Source organism: Polaribacter sp. PL03 (assembly GCF_033875165.1).
Taxonomy (GTDB): Bacteria; Bacteroidota; Bacteroidia; order Flavobacteriales; family Flavobacteriaceae; genus Polaribacter.
The window spans coordinates 396236-411156 of record NZ_JAWZSV010000002.1 but is presented as its reverse complement, the minus strand read 5'-3'; the positions used below and the strand labels follow the sequence as shown (position 1 = coordinate 411156).

General features: G+C 28.4%; 16 protein-coding genes. 9 read left to right on the top strand and 7 right to left on the bottom strand.

Features of this window, described 5'->3' with window-relative positions; all coding sequences use genetic code 11:
- The first annotated feature begins 26 nt into the window (after window positions 1-26).
- A complete protein-coding gene (locus tag SHK09_RS05125; protein WP_319809702.1) occupies window positions 27-1334 on the top strand; it encodes an MFS transporter in 1308 nt (435 codons plus the stop codon).
- Here the strand turns inward: SHK09_RS05125 and SHK09_RS05120 are convergent.
- The 7 genes from SHK09_RS05120 to SHK09_RS05090 all read right to left on the bottom strand — a co-directional run bounded on the left by SHK09_RS05120 (window position 1331) and on the right by SHK09_RS05090 (window position 8341).
- Window positions 1331-2095, bottom strand: a complete 765-nt coding sequence (locus SHK09_RS05120; RefSeq protein ID WP_319809701.1) for a CDP-alcohol phosphatidyltransferase family protein — start codon at window positions 2093-2095, stop codon at window positions 1331-1333. The two genes, SHK09_RS05125 and SHK09_RS05120, sit on opposite strands and share 4 nt — an antisense overlap.
- Window positions 2096-2461: 366 nt before the next feature.
- Window positions 2462-3022 (bottom strand): type 1 periplasmic binding fold superfamily protein, encoded by a 561-nt coding sequence (locus SHK09_RS05115; protein WP_319809700.1) that lies wholly within the window; start codon window positions 3020-3022, stop codon window positions 2462-2464.
- 10 nt (window positions 3023-3032) lie between these two features.
- Window positions 3033-5435: a TonB-dependent receptor gene (locus SHK09_RS05110; RefSeq protein ID WP_319809699.1), complete on the bottom strand. Its 2403-nt coding sequence runs from the start codon at window positions 5433-5435 to the stop codon at window positions 3033-3035.
- A 37-nt stretch (window positions 5436-5472) separates the two neighbouring features.
- The gene (locus SHK09_RS05105) at window positions 5473-5751 is read right to left on the bottom strand and encodes a hypothetical protein (RefSeq protein ID WP_319809698.1); all 279 of its coding nucleotides are present in this window, start codon (window positions 5749-5751) and stop codon (window positions 5473-5475) included.
- 178 nt (window positions 5752-5929) lie between these two features.
- Window positions 5930-6391 carry a hypothetical protein gene (locus tag SHK09_RS05100; RefSeq protein ID WP_319809697.1) on the bottom strand — a complete coding sequence of 154 codons (462 nt, stop codon included), beginning with the start codon at window positions 6389-6391 and terminating at the stop codon, window positions 5930-5932.
- Between the two features lie 10 nt (window positions 6392-6401).
- A complete protein-coding gene (purB, locus tag SHK09_RS05095; protein ID WP_319809696.1) occupies window positions 6402-7745 on the bottom strand; it encodes an adenylosuccinate lyase in 1344 nt (447 codons plus the stop codon).
- A gap of 47 nt (window positions 7746-7792) precedes the next feature.
- Window positions 7793-8341, bottom strand: a complete 549-nt coding sequence (locus SHK09_RS05090) for an adenylosuccinate lyase (RefSeq protein WP_319809695.1) — start codon at window positions 8339-8341, stop codon at window positions 7793-7795.
- A 78-nt stretch (window positions 8342-8419) separates the two neighbouring features.
- On the opposite strand from SHK09_RS05090, the gene SHK09_RS05085 reads away from it, so the two are divergent.
- The 8 genes from SHK09_RS05085 (at window position 8420) to SHK09_RS05050 (ending at window position 14920) form a co-directional block, all read left to right on the top strand.
- Complete coding sequence (locus SHK09_RS05085; RefSeq protein ID WP_319809694.1) at window positions 8420-9133, top strand: toxin-antitoxin system YwqK family antitoxin; 714 nt, start codon at window positions 8420-8422, stop codon at window positions 9131-9133.
- Between the two features lie 110 nt (window positions 9134-9243).
- Window positions 9244-10431, top strand: a complete 1188-nt coding sequence (gene mnmA / locus SHK09_RS05080) for a tRNA 2-thiouridine(34) synthase MnmA (protein WP_319809693.1) — start codon at window positions 9244-9246, stop codon at window positions 10429-10431.
- An 11-nt stretch (window positions 10432-10442) separates the two neighbouring features.
- Window positions 10443-11237 (top strand): hypothetical protein, encoded by a 795-nt coding sequence (locus SHK09_RS05075; protein WP_319809692.1) that lies wholly within the window; start codon window positions 10443-10445, stop codon window positions 11235-11237.
- Window positions 11238-11304: 67 nt separating this feature from the next.
- The gene (locus SHK09_RS05070) at window positions 11305-12987 is read left to right on the top strand and encodes a S8 family serine peptidase (protein WP_319809691.1); all 1683 of its coding nucleotides are present in this window, start codon (window positions 11305-11307) and stop codon (window positions 12985-12987) included.
- Entirely contained in the window at window positions 12987-13928 is a 942-nt protein-coding gene (locus SHK09_RS05065; protein WP_319809690.1) for an NAD(P)H-dependent flavin oxidoreductase, read from the top strand. Before SHK09_RS05070 ends, SHK09_RS05065 begins: the two co-directional genes overlap by 1 nt.
- Window positions 13929-14044: 116 nt before the next feature.
- A complete protein-coding gene (locus tag SHK09_RS05060; RefSeq protein ID WP_036821181.1) occupies window positions 14045-14236 on the top strand; it encodes a cold-shock protein in 192 nt (63 codons plus the stop codon).
- A 208-nt stretch (window positions 14237-14444) separates the two neighbouring features.
- Window positions 14445-14636 (top strand): cold-shock protein, encoded by a 192-nt coding sequence (locus tag SHK09_RS05055; protein ID WP_100945515.1) that lies wholly within the window; start codon window positions 14445-14447, stop codon window positions 14634-14636.
- Between the two features lie 86 nt (window positions 14637-14722).
- The gene (locus SHK09_RS05050) at window positions 14723-14920 is read left to right on the top strand and encodes a YwbE family protein (protein WP_319809689.1); all 198 of its coding nucleotides are present in this window, start codon (window positions 14723-14725) and stop codon (window positions 14918-14920) included.
- Window position 14921: the final 1 nt, after the last annotated feature.

Genomic DNA, 14921 nt, shown 5'->3' with positions numbered 1-14921 from the left:
CGGCATTTTTATTTAAAAAAAAATCTATGTTAAAAATTGGAGATAAAAAATTAATAAACGCTTGGGCTTTTTATGACTGGGCAAACTCTGTATATTCATTAGTAATTAGTACAGCTGTTTTTCCTATTTATTATGCAGGTTTAACTACTTCGGAAGGTTTTGCAAATGCCGAGGGGAAAATTTCATTTTTAGGAACACTTTGGAATCCGACAACATTATATAACTACGCTCTTGCTTTTTCTTTTTTAGTTGTTGCATTTTTGTCTCCTATGCTTTCTGGTATTGCAGATTATTCTGGTAATAAAAAGAAATTTTTAAAAGGTTTTTGTCTATTAGGTTCATTATCTGTAATGTGTTTGTTTTTCTTTACAGGAAAAGATACACTTTGGGTAGGAATTGTTTTTTCTATTTTAGCAAGTATTGGTTTTTGGGGTAGTATTGTTTTTTACAATGCATATTTACCAGAAGTTGCAAAACCAAAACAACAAGATAATGCCAGTGCAAAGGGTTTTATGTTGGGGTATTCTGGTTCTATATTACTATTATTACTATGTTTAGTTTTAATAGAAACAGAGGTTTTTGGTTTTTATGACAAACAATTTGGTTCTCAATTATCATTTGTATTAGTAGGTTTGTGGTGGTTGGGGTTTGCACAAATTACGTATGCAAAACTTCCAAATTCAAAAAAAGTGAGTTTACCAAAAGATAATTATTTTACAAAAGGAATTAAAGAAATAAAAAAAGTAGGTAAAGAATTGTTTGCTTACAGAGAATTAAAAATATTCTTAATCTCATTTTTTTTATTAAGTATAGGTGTGCAAACAATTATATTAATGGCTGGTATTTTTGGAACAATTTTGGGTTTAGAAACATTAAACCTTATTGGTACCATTTTACTCGTTCAATTTGTAGGTATTTTAGGAGCTTTTTTGTTTTCTAGATTATCTAATAAAATAGGAAATATTAAGACGCTTAAAATTACTATTGTAATTTGGGGATTGGTTTGTTTTATTGGTTTTAACTTAACAAAAGAAACTCCAAATATAGAATTGTATTTTTATATTTTAGGTGGTTTAATTGGCTTGGTAATGGGAGCAATACAATCTTTAGCAAGGTCTACATATTCAAAGTTATTACCAAAAACAGAAGACACAGCTTCTTACTTTAGTTTCTTTGATGTAACAGAAAAAATAGCATTGGTTATCGGAATGGTAACTTTTGGCGTTTTAAACTCTATAATATCTATTCAATCGAGTGTATTGTCTTTAGCAGTCTTCTTTTTAGCTTCATTTATTACTATTAGTAGAATGAAACAAACAGAACATGTACGTTAATAAAATGCTTTTCTTATAAATATAAAAACAAATATCATTACAGAGTATCCTATAAAGAAAGGAATGATGAATGTTTTTAAACCAAGAACTAAGAAAACACTAATTATTAAAAGTTGAAAACCTAAACCAAAAGTAGAAATAAGTGTCATTAACCAATTAGGAAAAGGTTTTCCTTTTGGTGCATTTTTATCTAAAGCATATATTATTTCATCGTAAATACCATAAAGGGCTTTATAGATAAAAAATAAAATAGCTACGTTTTTTTGTTTTTCACCGGGTAAAGCAATTGGAGTTTTGTCTTCAAAAACTCTACTTGTAGTATCGCCTTCAAATCTATTTCTTAGAATTACGTAGTAATAATTGTACAGAGTACCTTGTAATTGAATTCCGAAGAAAGCTAATAGTGCATAAACTAAATGTATATCTGTTAAATGCCAGATAGTCATAAAAATAATGAAGTTTAAAATAATGTCTGAAATAGAATCTAAAAATCTACCCGTATAAGAAGGAGTTTCTTTTACTCTTGCCAATTCACCATCTGCAGCATCTAAAACAGATTTAAAAATTAAGAAAAATGCAGCTGCCCAATAATAACCTTCAATAATAAAATAGATACCAATTAAGCCAGAAATAACAAAGGCAATTGTAACATCTACAGGTGTAAATTTTGTTGATTTTAAGGAGTTTGCAATAATTCTTGCAATGGGTCTGCCATAATCTGACAAGTCTATAAATTGATGTTCTTTAGGTAATTTAGACATAAAAATGCTTTTAATGAGCATTTTTATCACTTATAGAAAGATATAAAACAGCACAATTTAATTTTTGTCAAAAGTAAAAAAAGCATTACAATAAAGTAACACTTTTTTTACAATTCTTTAAAGTACAAGTTTAGAAAGTAAAGTTTACTTCTAAAACCTTGTTTCTACTTTTTATTAAAAAACACCATTGTTTTTAAGGCGAGGTAAATGTTAATAGTTAAAGTTTAATTTATACATTCTGTAATTGATTGTTTAACGGAAGCAATACAATCTACAGCTTCTTTTTATAATTTTAAGTGGATTTTTTTTTTTTTAAAAAGTGCTGAGTTTTAAACTCAACACTTTTTAATAAATGATTAAAAATGATTATTGGATTGTTAAAGGAAAAGTTACTTCAACATCAGATTCTCCATCAGCATTTGTAATACTTCCCTCTACAACACCAGCACCACTTTTATTTGGTTCGTGTATCAAAGAAATTGTTACGTTTTCTGAACCTGTATCTGTAGTACTTAAAGTAAAATTAATACCTATTGGATTTCCATTTGCATCAGAATCTGTATAGCTTGTAGAAACAGTATTACCAGAAAAAGTATAAAAGAATTGGTGATCTATACCTTCTTCTAAAACCTCTACAGTAACATTTTCTGCAGGATCTTCTGTTTCATTTAAAACTTTTGTAACTCCAGTATAAGTTGTATTTATTGCTAAATTATTAGAAACTGTAATTACAGGTGCATTTGGTCCGTCTCCATCTAAATCTACACTATTTAAAGTAATTGCAGCTCCGCCATCTTGTGGAGTTAAGGTTACTGTTAAAGTTGTAATTACTTCTTCTTCGTTTACAGCAATTGGATCATCATCTGAACATGATGCTGCTAAAATAATGATTGATGCTAATACTAATATGTGTTTTATTGATTTCATAATGTTTGTTTTAATAATTAATTTTTAATTGTAGGCTATAATTTCTTCCTAAATCATCAGCGTAATATCGCAATCTATTTAAGTTATCTCTATATTTTGTATTTAAGAGATTTGTTACACTTGCAGATATTTGTAAATCTGTTTTTTTCGATAGATGAAAAACGGCATCTGTATTTAAATTTAATAAATGATAACTCTGCGGCGTGGTACTAATGTCTACAAGTACATCTATACCTTGTGTTGGTAAATAAGCTGTAAAGTTGTTGTCTGGATAGTTTGTTTGCTTCAAAACTAACTCACTTTCTAAACGAACTCCTAATTGATGCCAATTTTTATTTCTATACTCTAAAGAATTTTTAAAATTTGGAGCAGGAATATCTATTAAATCTCTCTTCGTTTTAGTTTCATAACCAAAAGTTAAAGAAGATTTATTTTGAAAAGAAAAAGCATCATTAAGTTGTTGTTGCAACGTTACGTCTATTCCGTATAAATTTGCATTTGTAGCTTTATAGGCCCAAACCGGAAAAGCACCTCGAATTGTTTGCTCTGTTCCCGAAGGTTCTATGTAAATAAAATTATGAATGTTGTTTAAAAAGACTTCTGCTAAAAATATTGTTTTGTCTGATTTAAATGAATATGAAGAAGAAATTCTGTTAGAAACCTCTTGTTTCATAGCTAAATCTCCCAATTCAATTCTTGCGGCAGAATGATGTAAACCGTCACTAAATAATTCTGATGCATTTGGCGCTCTATTAGAAAGACCATAGTTAAAAAGAACAGCGTTTTTATCATTAATTTGATAAGAAACTCCTGCAGAAACAGATACATTATGAAATGAAAATTTAGGATTAACCAACCATTGTGTTGGCTCTTCACTAATAATTAAATCATTATAAACGGCATCATAACCTCTTTCTATCCATCTACTTTTTAAATAGAACTTTTTAGCATTTATGTAATTAAAATCATATCTTAAACCAACATTTGCTGTTGTTTTATCATTTAAAACATAATTACCAATTGCAAAAATACCTGCGTCAATTTTATTATAATCTGGTATTAATCGTCTAACACCAGTTAATGGGTTAGCAAAATTATTTTGATAAACTCCTTTTACACCAACTTTATAAGTTTGCTCTAAGTTGTTGTTAAAATTAAAAGTAGCACTAATTGAATGTGTTGTTAAATCTAAATCAATTGCAGCTTTATCTTTATCATCGCCAACTCTTATATCATACTCAAAACGTTGGTTTTTTTGAAAATCGTATTGAACCTCTAGTTTACCTAAGTTTTTAAATCTCTTGTAGTAATCAACTTTAAAAATATGATGATTTATTTCTTGTCTTGGAGCATTAATAGCATAACTAAAATCCCTTACAATTAAAGGCTCTTTATTATTTATTGCGCTTACCAAATCATCTATATTACCAATATGTGATGCTCTTAAAATACCAATATTGTTATTTACAAAACTATAATTAACTGTAAATCCTTTTTCATACTTTTTCAATCCTGTTTGAAAAGAAAAAGCTTTTGAAGCCAAACCTGTGTTTGTTAAATTATAATCCGGACTTTTAAAATCTCCAAACCTTTTTATGGTAGTTTTAGCATTTAAAAACCAACCTTTTTTAGTTGTTTTTGTAATACTACTATGTAAATTACCACCACTACCATTGCTTTGTAAACCTAAAATTGTTTTACCATAGAGGCTGTCTTTTAAAGCATATTTAGAGGGTTCTAAAACAATAACACCACCAATAGCATCTCCACCAAATTCTAGAGAATTCGCACCTTTAATTACAGAAATTCTATTAGCATTATTTATATCTACAGTAGGTGCGTGTTCTATACCCCATTCTTGGTCTTGTAGCCTAACACCATTTGTAATTACAATAATTCTACTACTATGTAAGCCATTTATTATTGGTTTTACAATAGTGTTTCCTGTATTTATAGATGAAACTCCTGCCACGTTTTTTAAAGCATCACCCAAACTTTTACCACTGTATTGTTCGATAACCTTGTTATCTATTTTTGTAGTTTGGGTTGTTTTAGACGTAACTTTATATGGAGACTCTATAATTACTTCTTTTAAATCTTCTATATGATGTTCTAACGTAATTTCTTTAAATGTGTTTTTATCTAAAGAAATTGTAATTTTTTTAGTTTCACATGCAATATGATTTATTACAACAGTAATTTTACCTTCACACAAATTTTTAAATTCAAAATAGCCATCAAAATCTGTGGTGGCAAATTTTTTAGAATTCTCTATTTGTAAAGAAGCTCCAATAATTGTTGTATTGTCGTGAAAATCAGTGATTTTTCCTTTAAAGGATAACTGGCAATCTTGTGAAAATGCAGACGTAGTTATACATATTGCAAGTACACATTTACAAAATAATTTTATCATTTTTTATTTTCAAAATTTAAATTAAATAGAACTTAATTTAAATACATAGAGGAGGACCTCTTAAAGAAAACGATAGTTGATAATGATTTTTTAAGAAATTATACTGTAAACTACTATCTGTAGAGATAATAGGTTTTTTTTGAAAATTGAAATTATTTTCTACTAAGTAAGAATTACTTGTTTTAAGAATATGAAGTTTACAATCAACATTTTGCTCATGTAAATGTTTTTCTACTTTAGATGTACAAACAACATGTTCATGACCACTAAAGGCATGAGCAGATAAAGCAAATATTGGTAGTAAAAATAATACCAATAATAATATACTTATATGTTTATTTAATTGTTTAATATGCTAAGGTTTTTGTAAAAGAAGGCAATGTTACAAATATACTTTTGATTTTTGTTATTATATTTTGTTAAAACTATACCTTATAAATATTAAATTTTTTGATTACCGTTGCTTGTAAAATTAAAAAATTAAGAAAAAAATATTATTTAACTTTATAAATTGTGCCATCCGTAAGAAATTTACTGAATCCTATTTTGGCAGAAAACTGATAAGAATTATCTGTTATTTTAGTTATTTGTACATAAATAGCGTCTTTATCTAACTGTTTCTTAGGTGATTTCATTTTTAGAGAATAAAAGAAGTTGTTTTTCCATTTGATATACAATGTATCAACATGTTTAATTCTTCTTTCTTCAGATAAACTATCGTTTGAAACACTTATAATTTTATCATACTCTTCAATCTGTAAACTATCTATTCTAGTTATAATAGTTTTACTGTAGCCATCTCCTGCAGGAATTTCGAAAACACCTTGTTTAAATCTATCTGGATCTCCTTTTTCCGAAGAACACGAAGAAAGTATTAATAATGAGAATAAAGAATAAAGAAAATATTTATTATTCTGTAAATTAAAACTAAAAAAACCTTTATTCTTTACGCTCATTTTTGTAAGATTATATTCCTGTATAATTAGCAGGTGTAATTGCTTTTAATTCTTCTTTTATTTCTGTAGAAACCTCTAAAGTATCAATAAAATTCGCAATAGAATTTTGATTGATTTTCTCGTTAGTTCTTGTCAACCCTTTTAATGCTTCATAAGGGTTTGGGTATGCTTCTCTTCTTAAAATTGTCTGAATAGCTTCTGCTACAACAGCCCAATTGTTTTCTAAATCTTGTTCAAACTTTTCTTTGTTTAACAACAATTTATTCAATCCTTTTAAGGTTGAAGTAAATGCAATAATTGTATGTCCAAAAGGTACACCAACATTACGTAAAACAGTACTATCTGTTAAATCTCTTTGTAATCTAGAAATTGGTAATTTAGCAGAAAGATGCTCGAAAATTGCATTTGCAAGTCCTAAATTTCCTTCAGAATTTTCAAAATCTATAGGGTTTACTTTGTGTGGCATTGCAGAAGAACCAACTTCACCAGCTTTAATTTTTTGTTTAAAGTATTCCATAGAAACGTACGTCCAGAAATCTCTATCTAAATCTATAATTATATTGTTAATACGTTTTAAAGTATCAAACAAAGCAGCCATATGATCGTAATGTTCTATTTGCGTTGTTGGAAAAGAATGTTGTAAACCTAACTTTTCTTGTACAAAATTGCTTCCAAATTCTTTCCAATCTATTGTTGGGTATGCAACTTTATGAGCATTAAAATTACCTGTTGCTCCACCAAATTTAGCCGCACTTGGTATATCATTTAATAAATTGAATTGTTCTTTTAAACGAACCACAAAAACATCTATTTCTTTTCCTAAACGAGTAGGAGAAGCTGGCTGCCCATGTGTTCTTGCCAACATAGAAATGTCTTTCCAATCGATTACTAATTCTTGTAATCTTTCTAAAAGTTCGAAATATTGAGGAACATAAACGTCATTCATTGCTTCTTTAATAGAAAGCGGAATTGCAGTATTGTTTATATCTTGTGAAGTTAAACCAAAGTGAATAAATTCTTTATGTTTTTGTAAACCTAGAAGATCAAATTTTTCTTTGATAAAATATTCAACAGCTTTTACATCATGGTTTGTAATACTTTCGATGTCTTTAATTTTTTGAGCATCTTCAGCTGTAAAATCTATATAAATTTTACGCAAAGCATCAAATAAATTATTATCAAAATCTACTAATTGTGGTAAAGGAATTTCGCAAAGAGCAATAAAATACTCTATTTCTACTCTAACTCTGTATTTAATTAAAGCTTCTTCAGAAAAGTAATCTGCTAGTTTTTCAATCTTCCCTCTGTATCGTCCATCAATAGGAGAGATGGCATTTAGTTTTGTTAAGTTCATTTTTTGTTGTGTTGTAAGCAACAAAAATAAGGATTAAAAGACATTAATTAATGTGATTTTACATGTTTTTCTATCAAATTTATAATCTGTTTTCCACGTGCTTTTGTGCCTTTACTTTCATGAATAATTTTGGTTTCTATTAGGTGTTTTAATTCTGGGTGAATCCAATCTTTTTCTAAACCAAATAAATACAAAGTAGTCATTGTATAAGCTCTAACCGCTATTTTTTGAGGTGTTATTAACCAATCGAAACCAGTAGTTATAATGGTATTTATTTGTTGATTTGTTAAGTTTTTTTGAATATCATTTTCTTTTTTAGCATAATATGCAGTTGCTAAGTGTTCACAAATTTTTGCACAAGGTCTAATTGCGCTGTCGAATTTTACAGTAGAAATCTTTTCAGAAAACTCATCTAAATGAGGAATCATCCAATTTAAATGATGGTGTGTACAAATCCATTCTAAAACCCACGCAGCTTTTATTGATACTTTATTTTCAACATTAAAAGTAATAGAAATTAAATATTTAAATAATTTTTCGTTTTCTAAGACAATATTCGCAACCCTTTGGCGGTTTTCTCTTTTAGGATTCGCCATATTATCGAGTTGTTCTGTTAAGTAAAGCAGCTTTGTTTTTGGCACTATTAATGTATATTTGTTTAAAATTTTATTTAAATGTTAAAGATAAAAAGACTTGTTTTTATTTTTGCCTTTTTTGCTTGTTATTTTGCAAGTGAAAATACCAATGCGCAAAGAATTAATAAATTCGATAGTAATAAGCAACGAACGGGTGTTTGGAAAAAATATTATCCGAATAAAAGAATACGTTATGTTGGGCAATTTGAAGAAGGTAAAGAAGTAGGTGTTTTTAAATTCTATGATATTACAACTTCAGAAAAACCTGTTATTATTAAAACTTTTTTTCAAGATTCAGATTCTTTATTCGTTCAGTTTTTTACTTTAAAAGGTAAAATTAAAACAGAAGGTATTTTAAACAAAAGAAAAAGGGTTGGTCTTTGGAAATATTTTTATGCTAATGGAAAATTAATGTCAGAAGAAAATTATAGTAATGGTAAACTTCACGGACAGCAGTTGGTGTATTATCCAGACGGGCAAGTTACCGAGTTTGCCGAATATAAAAACGGATTATTAGATGGTATTTCTAACAAGTTTTCTAGTAAAGGTATTTTAATAGAAGAAATTTCTTACAAAAATGGCAAACCTAATGGTTTGGCAAAATATTTTGAATTGAATGGTGATCTTAAAGAAACGGGTATTTATAAAGACGGTAGAAGAGATGGGCGATGGGAATATTATTTAGACGGCGAAATAACTACCAATAAAGAGAAAGAAAAGAAAAGTACTTATACTCGTAAAAAAGAGAATTAAACTTAGTTTTTAACTTTAATAATAGCATAAGACAAATCAATCTATCTATCAATTTTTTCAATCTACAAAACCATTTGTAATTTGTATCTTTACATCCTTAAAATTAGATAATGAAAAGAGTTGTTGTTGGTCTTTCTGGTGGTGTAGATTCTAGTGTTACTGCACATTTATTAAAAGAACAAGGGTATGAAGTTATTGGGCTTTTTATGAAAAATTGGCACGATGATTCTGTAACTATTTCTAATGAATGTCCTTGGTTAGAAGATAGTAACGATGCAATGATTGTTGCAGAAAAATTAGGAATTCCTTTTCAAGTTGTAGATTTAAGCGAGCAATATAAAGAACGCATTGTAGATTATATGTTTGATGAATATTCTAAAGGAAGAACGCCAAACCCAGATGTACTTTGTAACAGAGAAATTAAGTTTGATGTTTTTATGGACATTGCACTAAAATTAGGTGCAGATTATGTTGCTACAGGGCATTATTGTAGAAAAGGCGAAGAAATTATTGATGGAAAACCTGTTTATAAACTTTTAGCAGGAAAAGATAATAATAAAGATCAGTCGTATTTTTTATGTCAACTTTCTCAAGAACAATTAACAAAAGCATTGTTTCCTATTGGCGAATTAACAAAGCCAGAAGTTAGAGCAATTGCAAAAGAAGCAGATTTAATTACTGCAGAGAAAAAAGATTCGCAAGGCTTATGTTTTATAGGTAAAGTAAGATTGCCAGAGTTTTTACAACAAAAATTACAACCTAAAAAAGGTAATATTGTTACTATTGCTTCAGATTTTTCTCAATATACAAAATCGGCTCCAAAGTTTAAAAACAAAGAAGCAGAACTAAAATATTATGCAACAAAGTTTTCTTATAACGAAGAAGATGGTAAAATAGTAGGAAAACATCAAGGAGCTCATTATTTTACAAAAGGGCAACGAAAAGGTTTAAATGTAGGTGGTACAAAAGAAGCTTTATATGTTATAGAAACAGATGTAAACACAAATACTATTTATACAGGTGAAGGTAAAAATCACCAAGGTTTATATAGAAATGTGTTGTTTGTTTCAAATGAAGAAGTTCATTGGATTCGCAAAGACTTAACTTTAAAAGTAGGTGAAACATTGCAAGTTGAAGCTAGAATTAGATATAGACAAGGTTTAGAAATAGCAACTTTACATAAAGTAGAAACTGGTTTGTTTGTAGAGTTTGTAAATAAACAGTCTGCTATACAAGAAGGGCAATTTGTAGCTTGGTATATAAACGAAGAACTTTTAGGTTCTGGGGTAATTTCTTAAATAATAAATTAATGAATAAATTTTTTTTAATAGTTTTCTGTTTATTCATATACATATCTGGCTTTTCACAGAAAGATTCTATTATAAATTATTTAGACAGAAATTATAAAAAGGTAGAAAGAGAACAAGCAACCTATATACAAACTGTAGTTAAAAAAGACTCTTTATGGTTGGCTACATTATTTCATGGAAATGGAAAAATGAAATTTCGTGGCTTTTTTAATGATGAAAAGCTAAAAACAAGAGTTGGTGTTTTTAAGAGATTTAATGAGAAAGGAAAATTAATTTCTGTTCAAAAATACAATTTCGAAGGGCAAAAAGACGGAGTTTATCTTTACTTTAATGATGAAGGTAATAATGTAACTTCTGGCCTTTATTTAAAAGGAGAAAGAGAAGGCGTTTGGAAATACACTGATGCTGAAAAGAATAAAAGAGCGAGAATTGTATTTAAAAAAGGTAAGGTTGTAGATTATAAATTGTGGAATAAAGCAGGAGATATTCTTAATGAAGAGCTAATTTTACATAGAAAACCACAGTTTAAAAATGGCGTAAAAAGATTTAATGCAAAGCTTAAAAGAGATTTGGTTAAGGGTTTAATAAAAAGCGGTCTTAAAACTAATTTTTTATTAAAATTTAATATTGATGAAAATGGTAAAGTTCAAGATATTGTTTTAAGTCATAAATTAAATCCAGTTTTTGAAGAAAAAATAATAAATTATTTTAAAAACTTAGATGGTTTAGAACCTGCAATTGTTGCAAACACTAAGGTTAAATACCCTATGGAAATTCCTTTTATTTTTAACTAACTATAATTACTTAAAAAACTTTTTTTAAGTATTATTAATTGGTATTTTTATGGTTCAAGATAAAACCATGAAAAAAATATTCCTAATTTTTTCTTTTTTACTTTCACTTTCTCTGTTTTCTCAGCAACAAGAAGATGCTTGGTTCTTTTTAAAAGACAAACCAGATACAGCTTCATATATTTCTAATCCTATTTTAATGCTTTCTCAAAGAGCTATTAATAGAAGAAATAATTTACAAATTACAATAAACGCAACAGATGTTCCTATTCATAAATCTTATTTAGATGCCATAAAGAATAGCACAGGAGTTACTGTTTTAGGAAAATCTAAATGGTTAAATGCAATTCATATTCAGGCAACAAAAACGATAATAGATGCCACTTTTACAAATTTTTCTTTTATAGAAAGAGTAGAGTTTGCTAATAAAAGCTTTAATAGTTCATCACAAAAAAGTATTAAAAAGATGGTTTCTAATCATCAAAATAAATTCAATAATTCTCAAACCGAATTTAATTATGGTAGTACAAGTGATCAAATAAAAATGCTGAAAGGAGATTATTTGCACGCACAAGACCTAACCGGTAAAGGACAGGTAATTGCAGTAATAGACGCAGGTTTTCCTAATGTAAATACTTTAGAAGCATTTAAAAGATTAAGAGATAATAATCAGATTCTTGGAGGTTATGATTTTGTAGAAAGAAGTAATAGTTTTTATACAGGAAATAATCATGGTACCAATGTTTTGTCTACAATTGGTGGATATTTAGAAAACGAATTTGTTGGTGCTGCGCCAGATGCTTCTTTTTATTTATTTAGAACAGAAAATGCCGCAGTAGAAGTTCCGTTAGAAGAAACTTTATGGGTAGAAGCAGCAGAAAGAGCAGATAGTTTGGGTGTAGATGTAATTAATACGTCTTTAGGCTATTCTACTTTCGATAATGCTAATTACAATTATTCTTATGCAGATATGAATGGAAAAACAACATTTATTTCTAGAGGAGCAGAAATTGCAGCTAATAAAGGAATTTTAGTAGTTAATTCTGCTGGGAATTCTGGAAACGATGCATGGAAATACATAACAGCTCCTGCAGATGCATCCTCTGTAATTACAGTTGGCGCAGTTGATAAAGATAGTAACATCGCTTCATTTAGTTCTTTCGGACCAAGTTTTGATGGACGTGTAAAACCAGAAATTTTAGCACAAGGTGTAAGTGCAAGTGTAATTAATCATACTACAGGAGCAATATCTAGTTCTAACGGAACGTCTTTTTCTTCGCCAATTATGGCAGGTTTAATTGCTTGTTTAAATGGTAATGAAGGTTTCTTGTTAAAATCTTTTAAAAGAGGCAAAACAGAAAAAGCAAAGAACTTTAATGACTTTTTAAAGGAAGCAGTATATAAGTCTGCAGATAGATATACAAACCCTACAGAACAACATGGTTTTGGTATTCCTAATTTTAAAGTAGCTTTAAATAGTTACATTGGTTCTACGGCTTCTTTAGAAGAAGAATATTTTGCAACTTTAAAAGTTTCTCCAAATCCTATTGTTACTAACTTTAGAATTGAAGGCTTAGAAGGAGAAGTAAAAGAATATAAAGTTAAAGTTTTTGATGTTTTAGGAAAAGAAGTTTTTAAACAAAAAGGAACAATTTTTAATAATTTCGATATTTCTTCTTTAGAGAAAGGAGTTTACTTTATTAGAATTTCTAAAAACAATCAATACAAAACAATTAAGATTATAAAAAATTAATGAAAAATAGAATTACAGAATTATTCAATATAAAATACCCAATTATACAAGGAGGAATGATTTGGGTTTCTGGTTATAAATTAGCTTCTGCAGTTTCAAATGCAGGTGGTTTAGGTTTAATAGGAGCAGGTTCTATGTATCCAGAAGTTTTAAGAGAACATATTCAGAAATGTAAAAAAGCAACAAATAAACCATTCGGTGTAAATGTACCAATGTTATATCCTGATATTGAGAAAATTATGGATATTATAATTGATGAAGGAGTGAAAATTGTTTTTACTTCTGCAGGAAACCCCAAAACTTGGACTACCTTTTTAAAAGAAAAAGGAATTACAGTGGTGCATGTTGTTAGCTCTGTTAAGTTTGCTTTAAAAGCAGAATTAGCAGGTGTAGACGCAGTAGTTTGCGAAGGTTTTGAAGCAGGAGGACATAATGGAAGGGAAGAAACTACTACTTTTACTTTAATACCAATGGTAAAAGAACAAGTTAAAATACCAGTTATTGCTGCAGGTGGTATTGGTTCTGGACGAGGAATGTTGGCTGCAATAGTTTTAGGAGCAGATGCAGTTCAAATAGGAAGTAGGTTTGCAGCTACAGAAGAATCTTCTGCACATCAGAATTTTAAAAATACAATTATAGGTGTTAAAGATGGCGACACACAAGTTACTTTAAAAGAGTTAGCACCTGTTCGTTTAGTAAAGAATAAGTTTTATAATGAAGTACAAGAGTTATATAAAACAAAACCTACAATAGAAGAATTAAAAGAATTATTAGGAAGAGCGAGAGCTAAAAAGGGAATGTTTGAAGGTGATTTAGAAGAAGGTGAGTTAGAAATTGGTCAAATTGCTGGTTTAATTCATAAAATAAAACCTGCAAAAGAAGTTTTAGAAGAAATAATTAAGGATTTTGAAAGTGTTAAATCCTCTATACATAGTCTTTAACAAAGGTTTTAAGTGATTTTAGGTGTTATTTTTGGATTTTATTTTTTTTGGCATTATCTTTGCAATTCAATAAACGTTGCTAGTAATTAAACAAGCAACACATTAATATTATTACAATGAATAAAGGTACCGTAAAATTTTTCAATGAATCTAAAGGATTCGGATTTATCACTGAAGAAGGAAACAACAAAGAACATTTTGTACATGTGTCAGGTTTAGTTGACGAGATTCGTGAGAACGATGAAGTTGAGTTTGACTTACAAGATGGAAGAAAAGGATTAAACGCAGTAAACGTAAGAGTTATATAATTATATATTATTACTAGTTAATTTTTTATCTAAAAGCCTATCAATTATTGATAGGCTTTTTTTATTGAAAAAAATAAAGTATTGTTATTATTGATGAAAGAGAAAAAATATTCATTATTTTATTACATACCTCAATTAATGGCATTATATTTGCAATTCAATAAACGTTGTTAGTAATTAAACAAGCAACATATTTAATATTATTATAATGAATAAAGGTACCGTAAAATTTTTCAATGAATCTAAAGGATTCGGATTTATTACTGAAGAAGGAAACAACAAAGAACATTTTGTACATGTGTCAGGATTAGTTGACGAGATTCGTGAGAACGATGAAGTTGAGTTTGACTTACAAGATGGTAAAAAAGGATTAAACGCAGTAAACGTAAGAGTTATATAATTATATATTATTACTAGTTAATTTTTTATCTAAAAGCCTATCAATAATTGATAGGCTTTTTTTATTTTTGTTTTTTAAATTTTTTTATGATAGACGCAAGACAAAGAAAGAATATAGAAATAGGTTTGTTTGTAGAAATAGTGCAAAAGAACCACCAAAGAACAGGTGAGTTAACACAAGGGCAAGTAAGTAAGATTCTAACTAAGTCTTCAAATCATCCATACGGAATTAAAGTTCAGTTAGAATCTGGTTTGGTGGGTAGAGTAAAAAATGTTATTGAGTAAA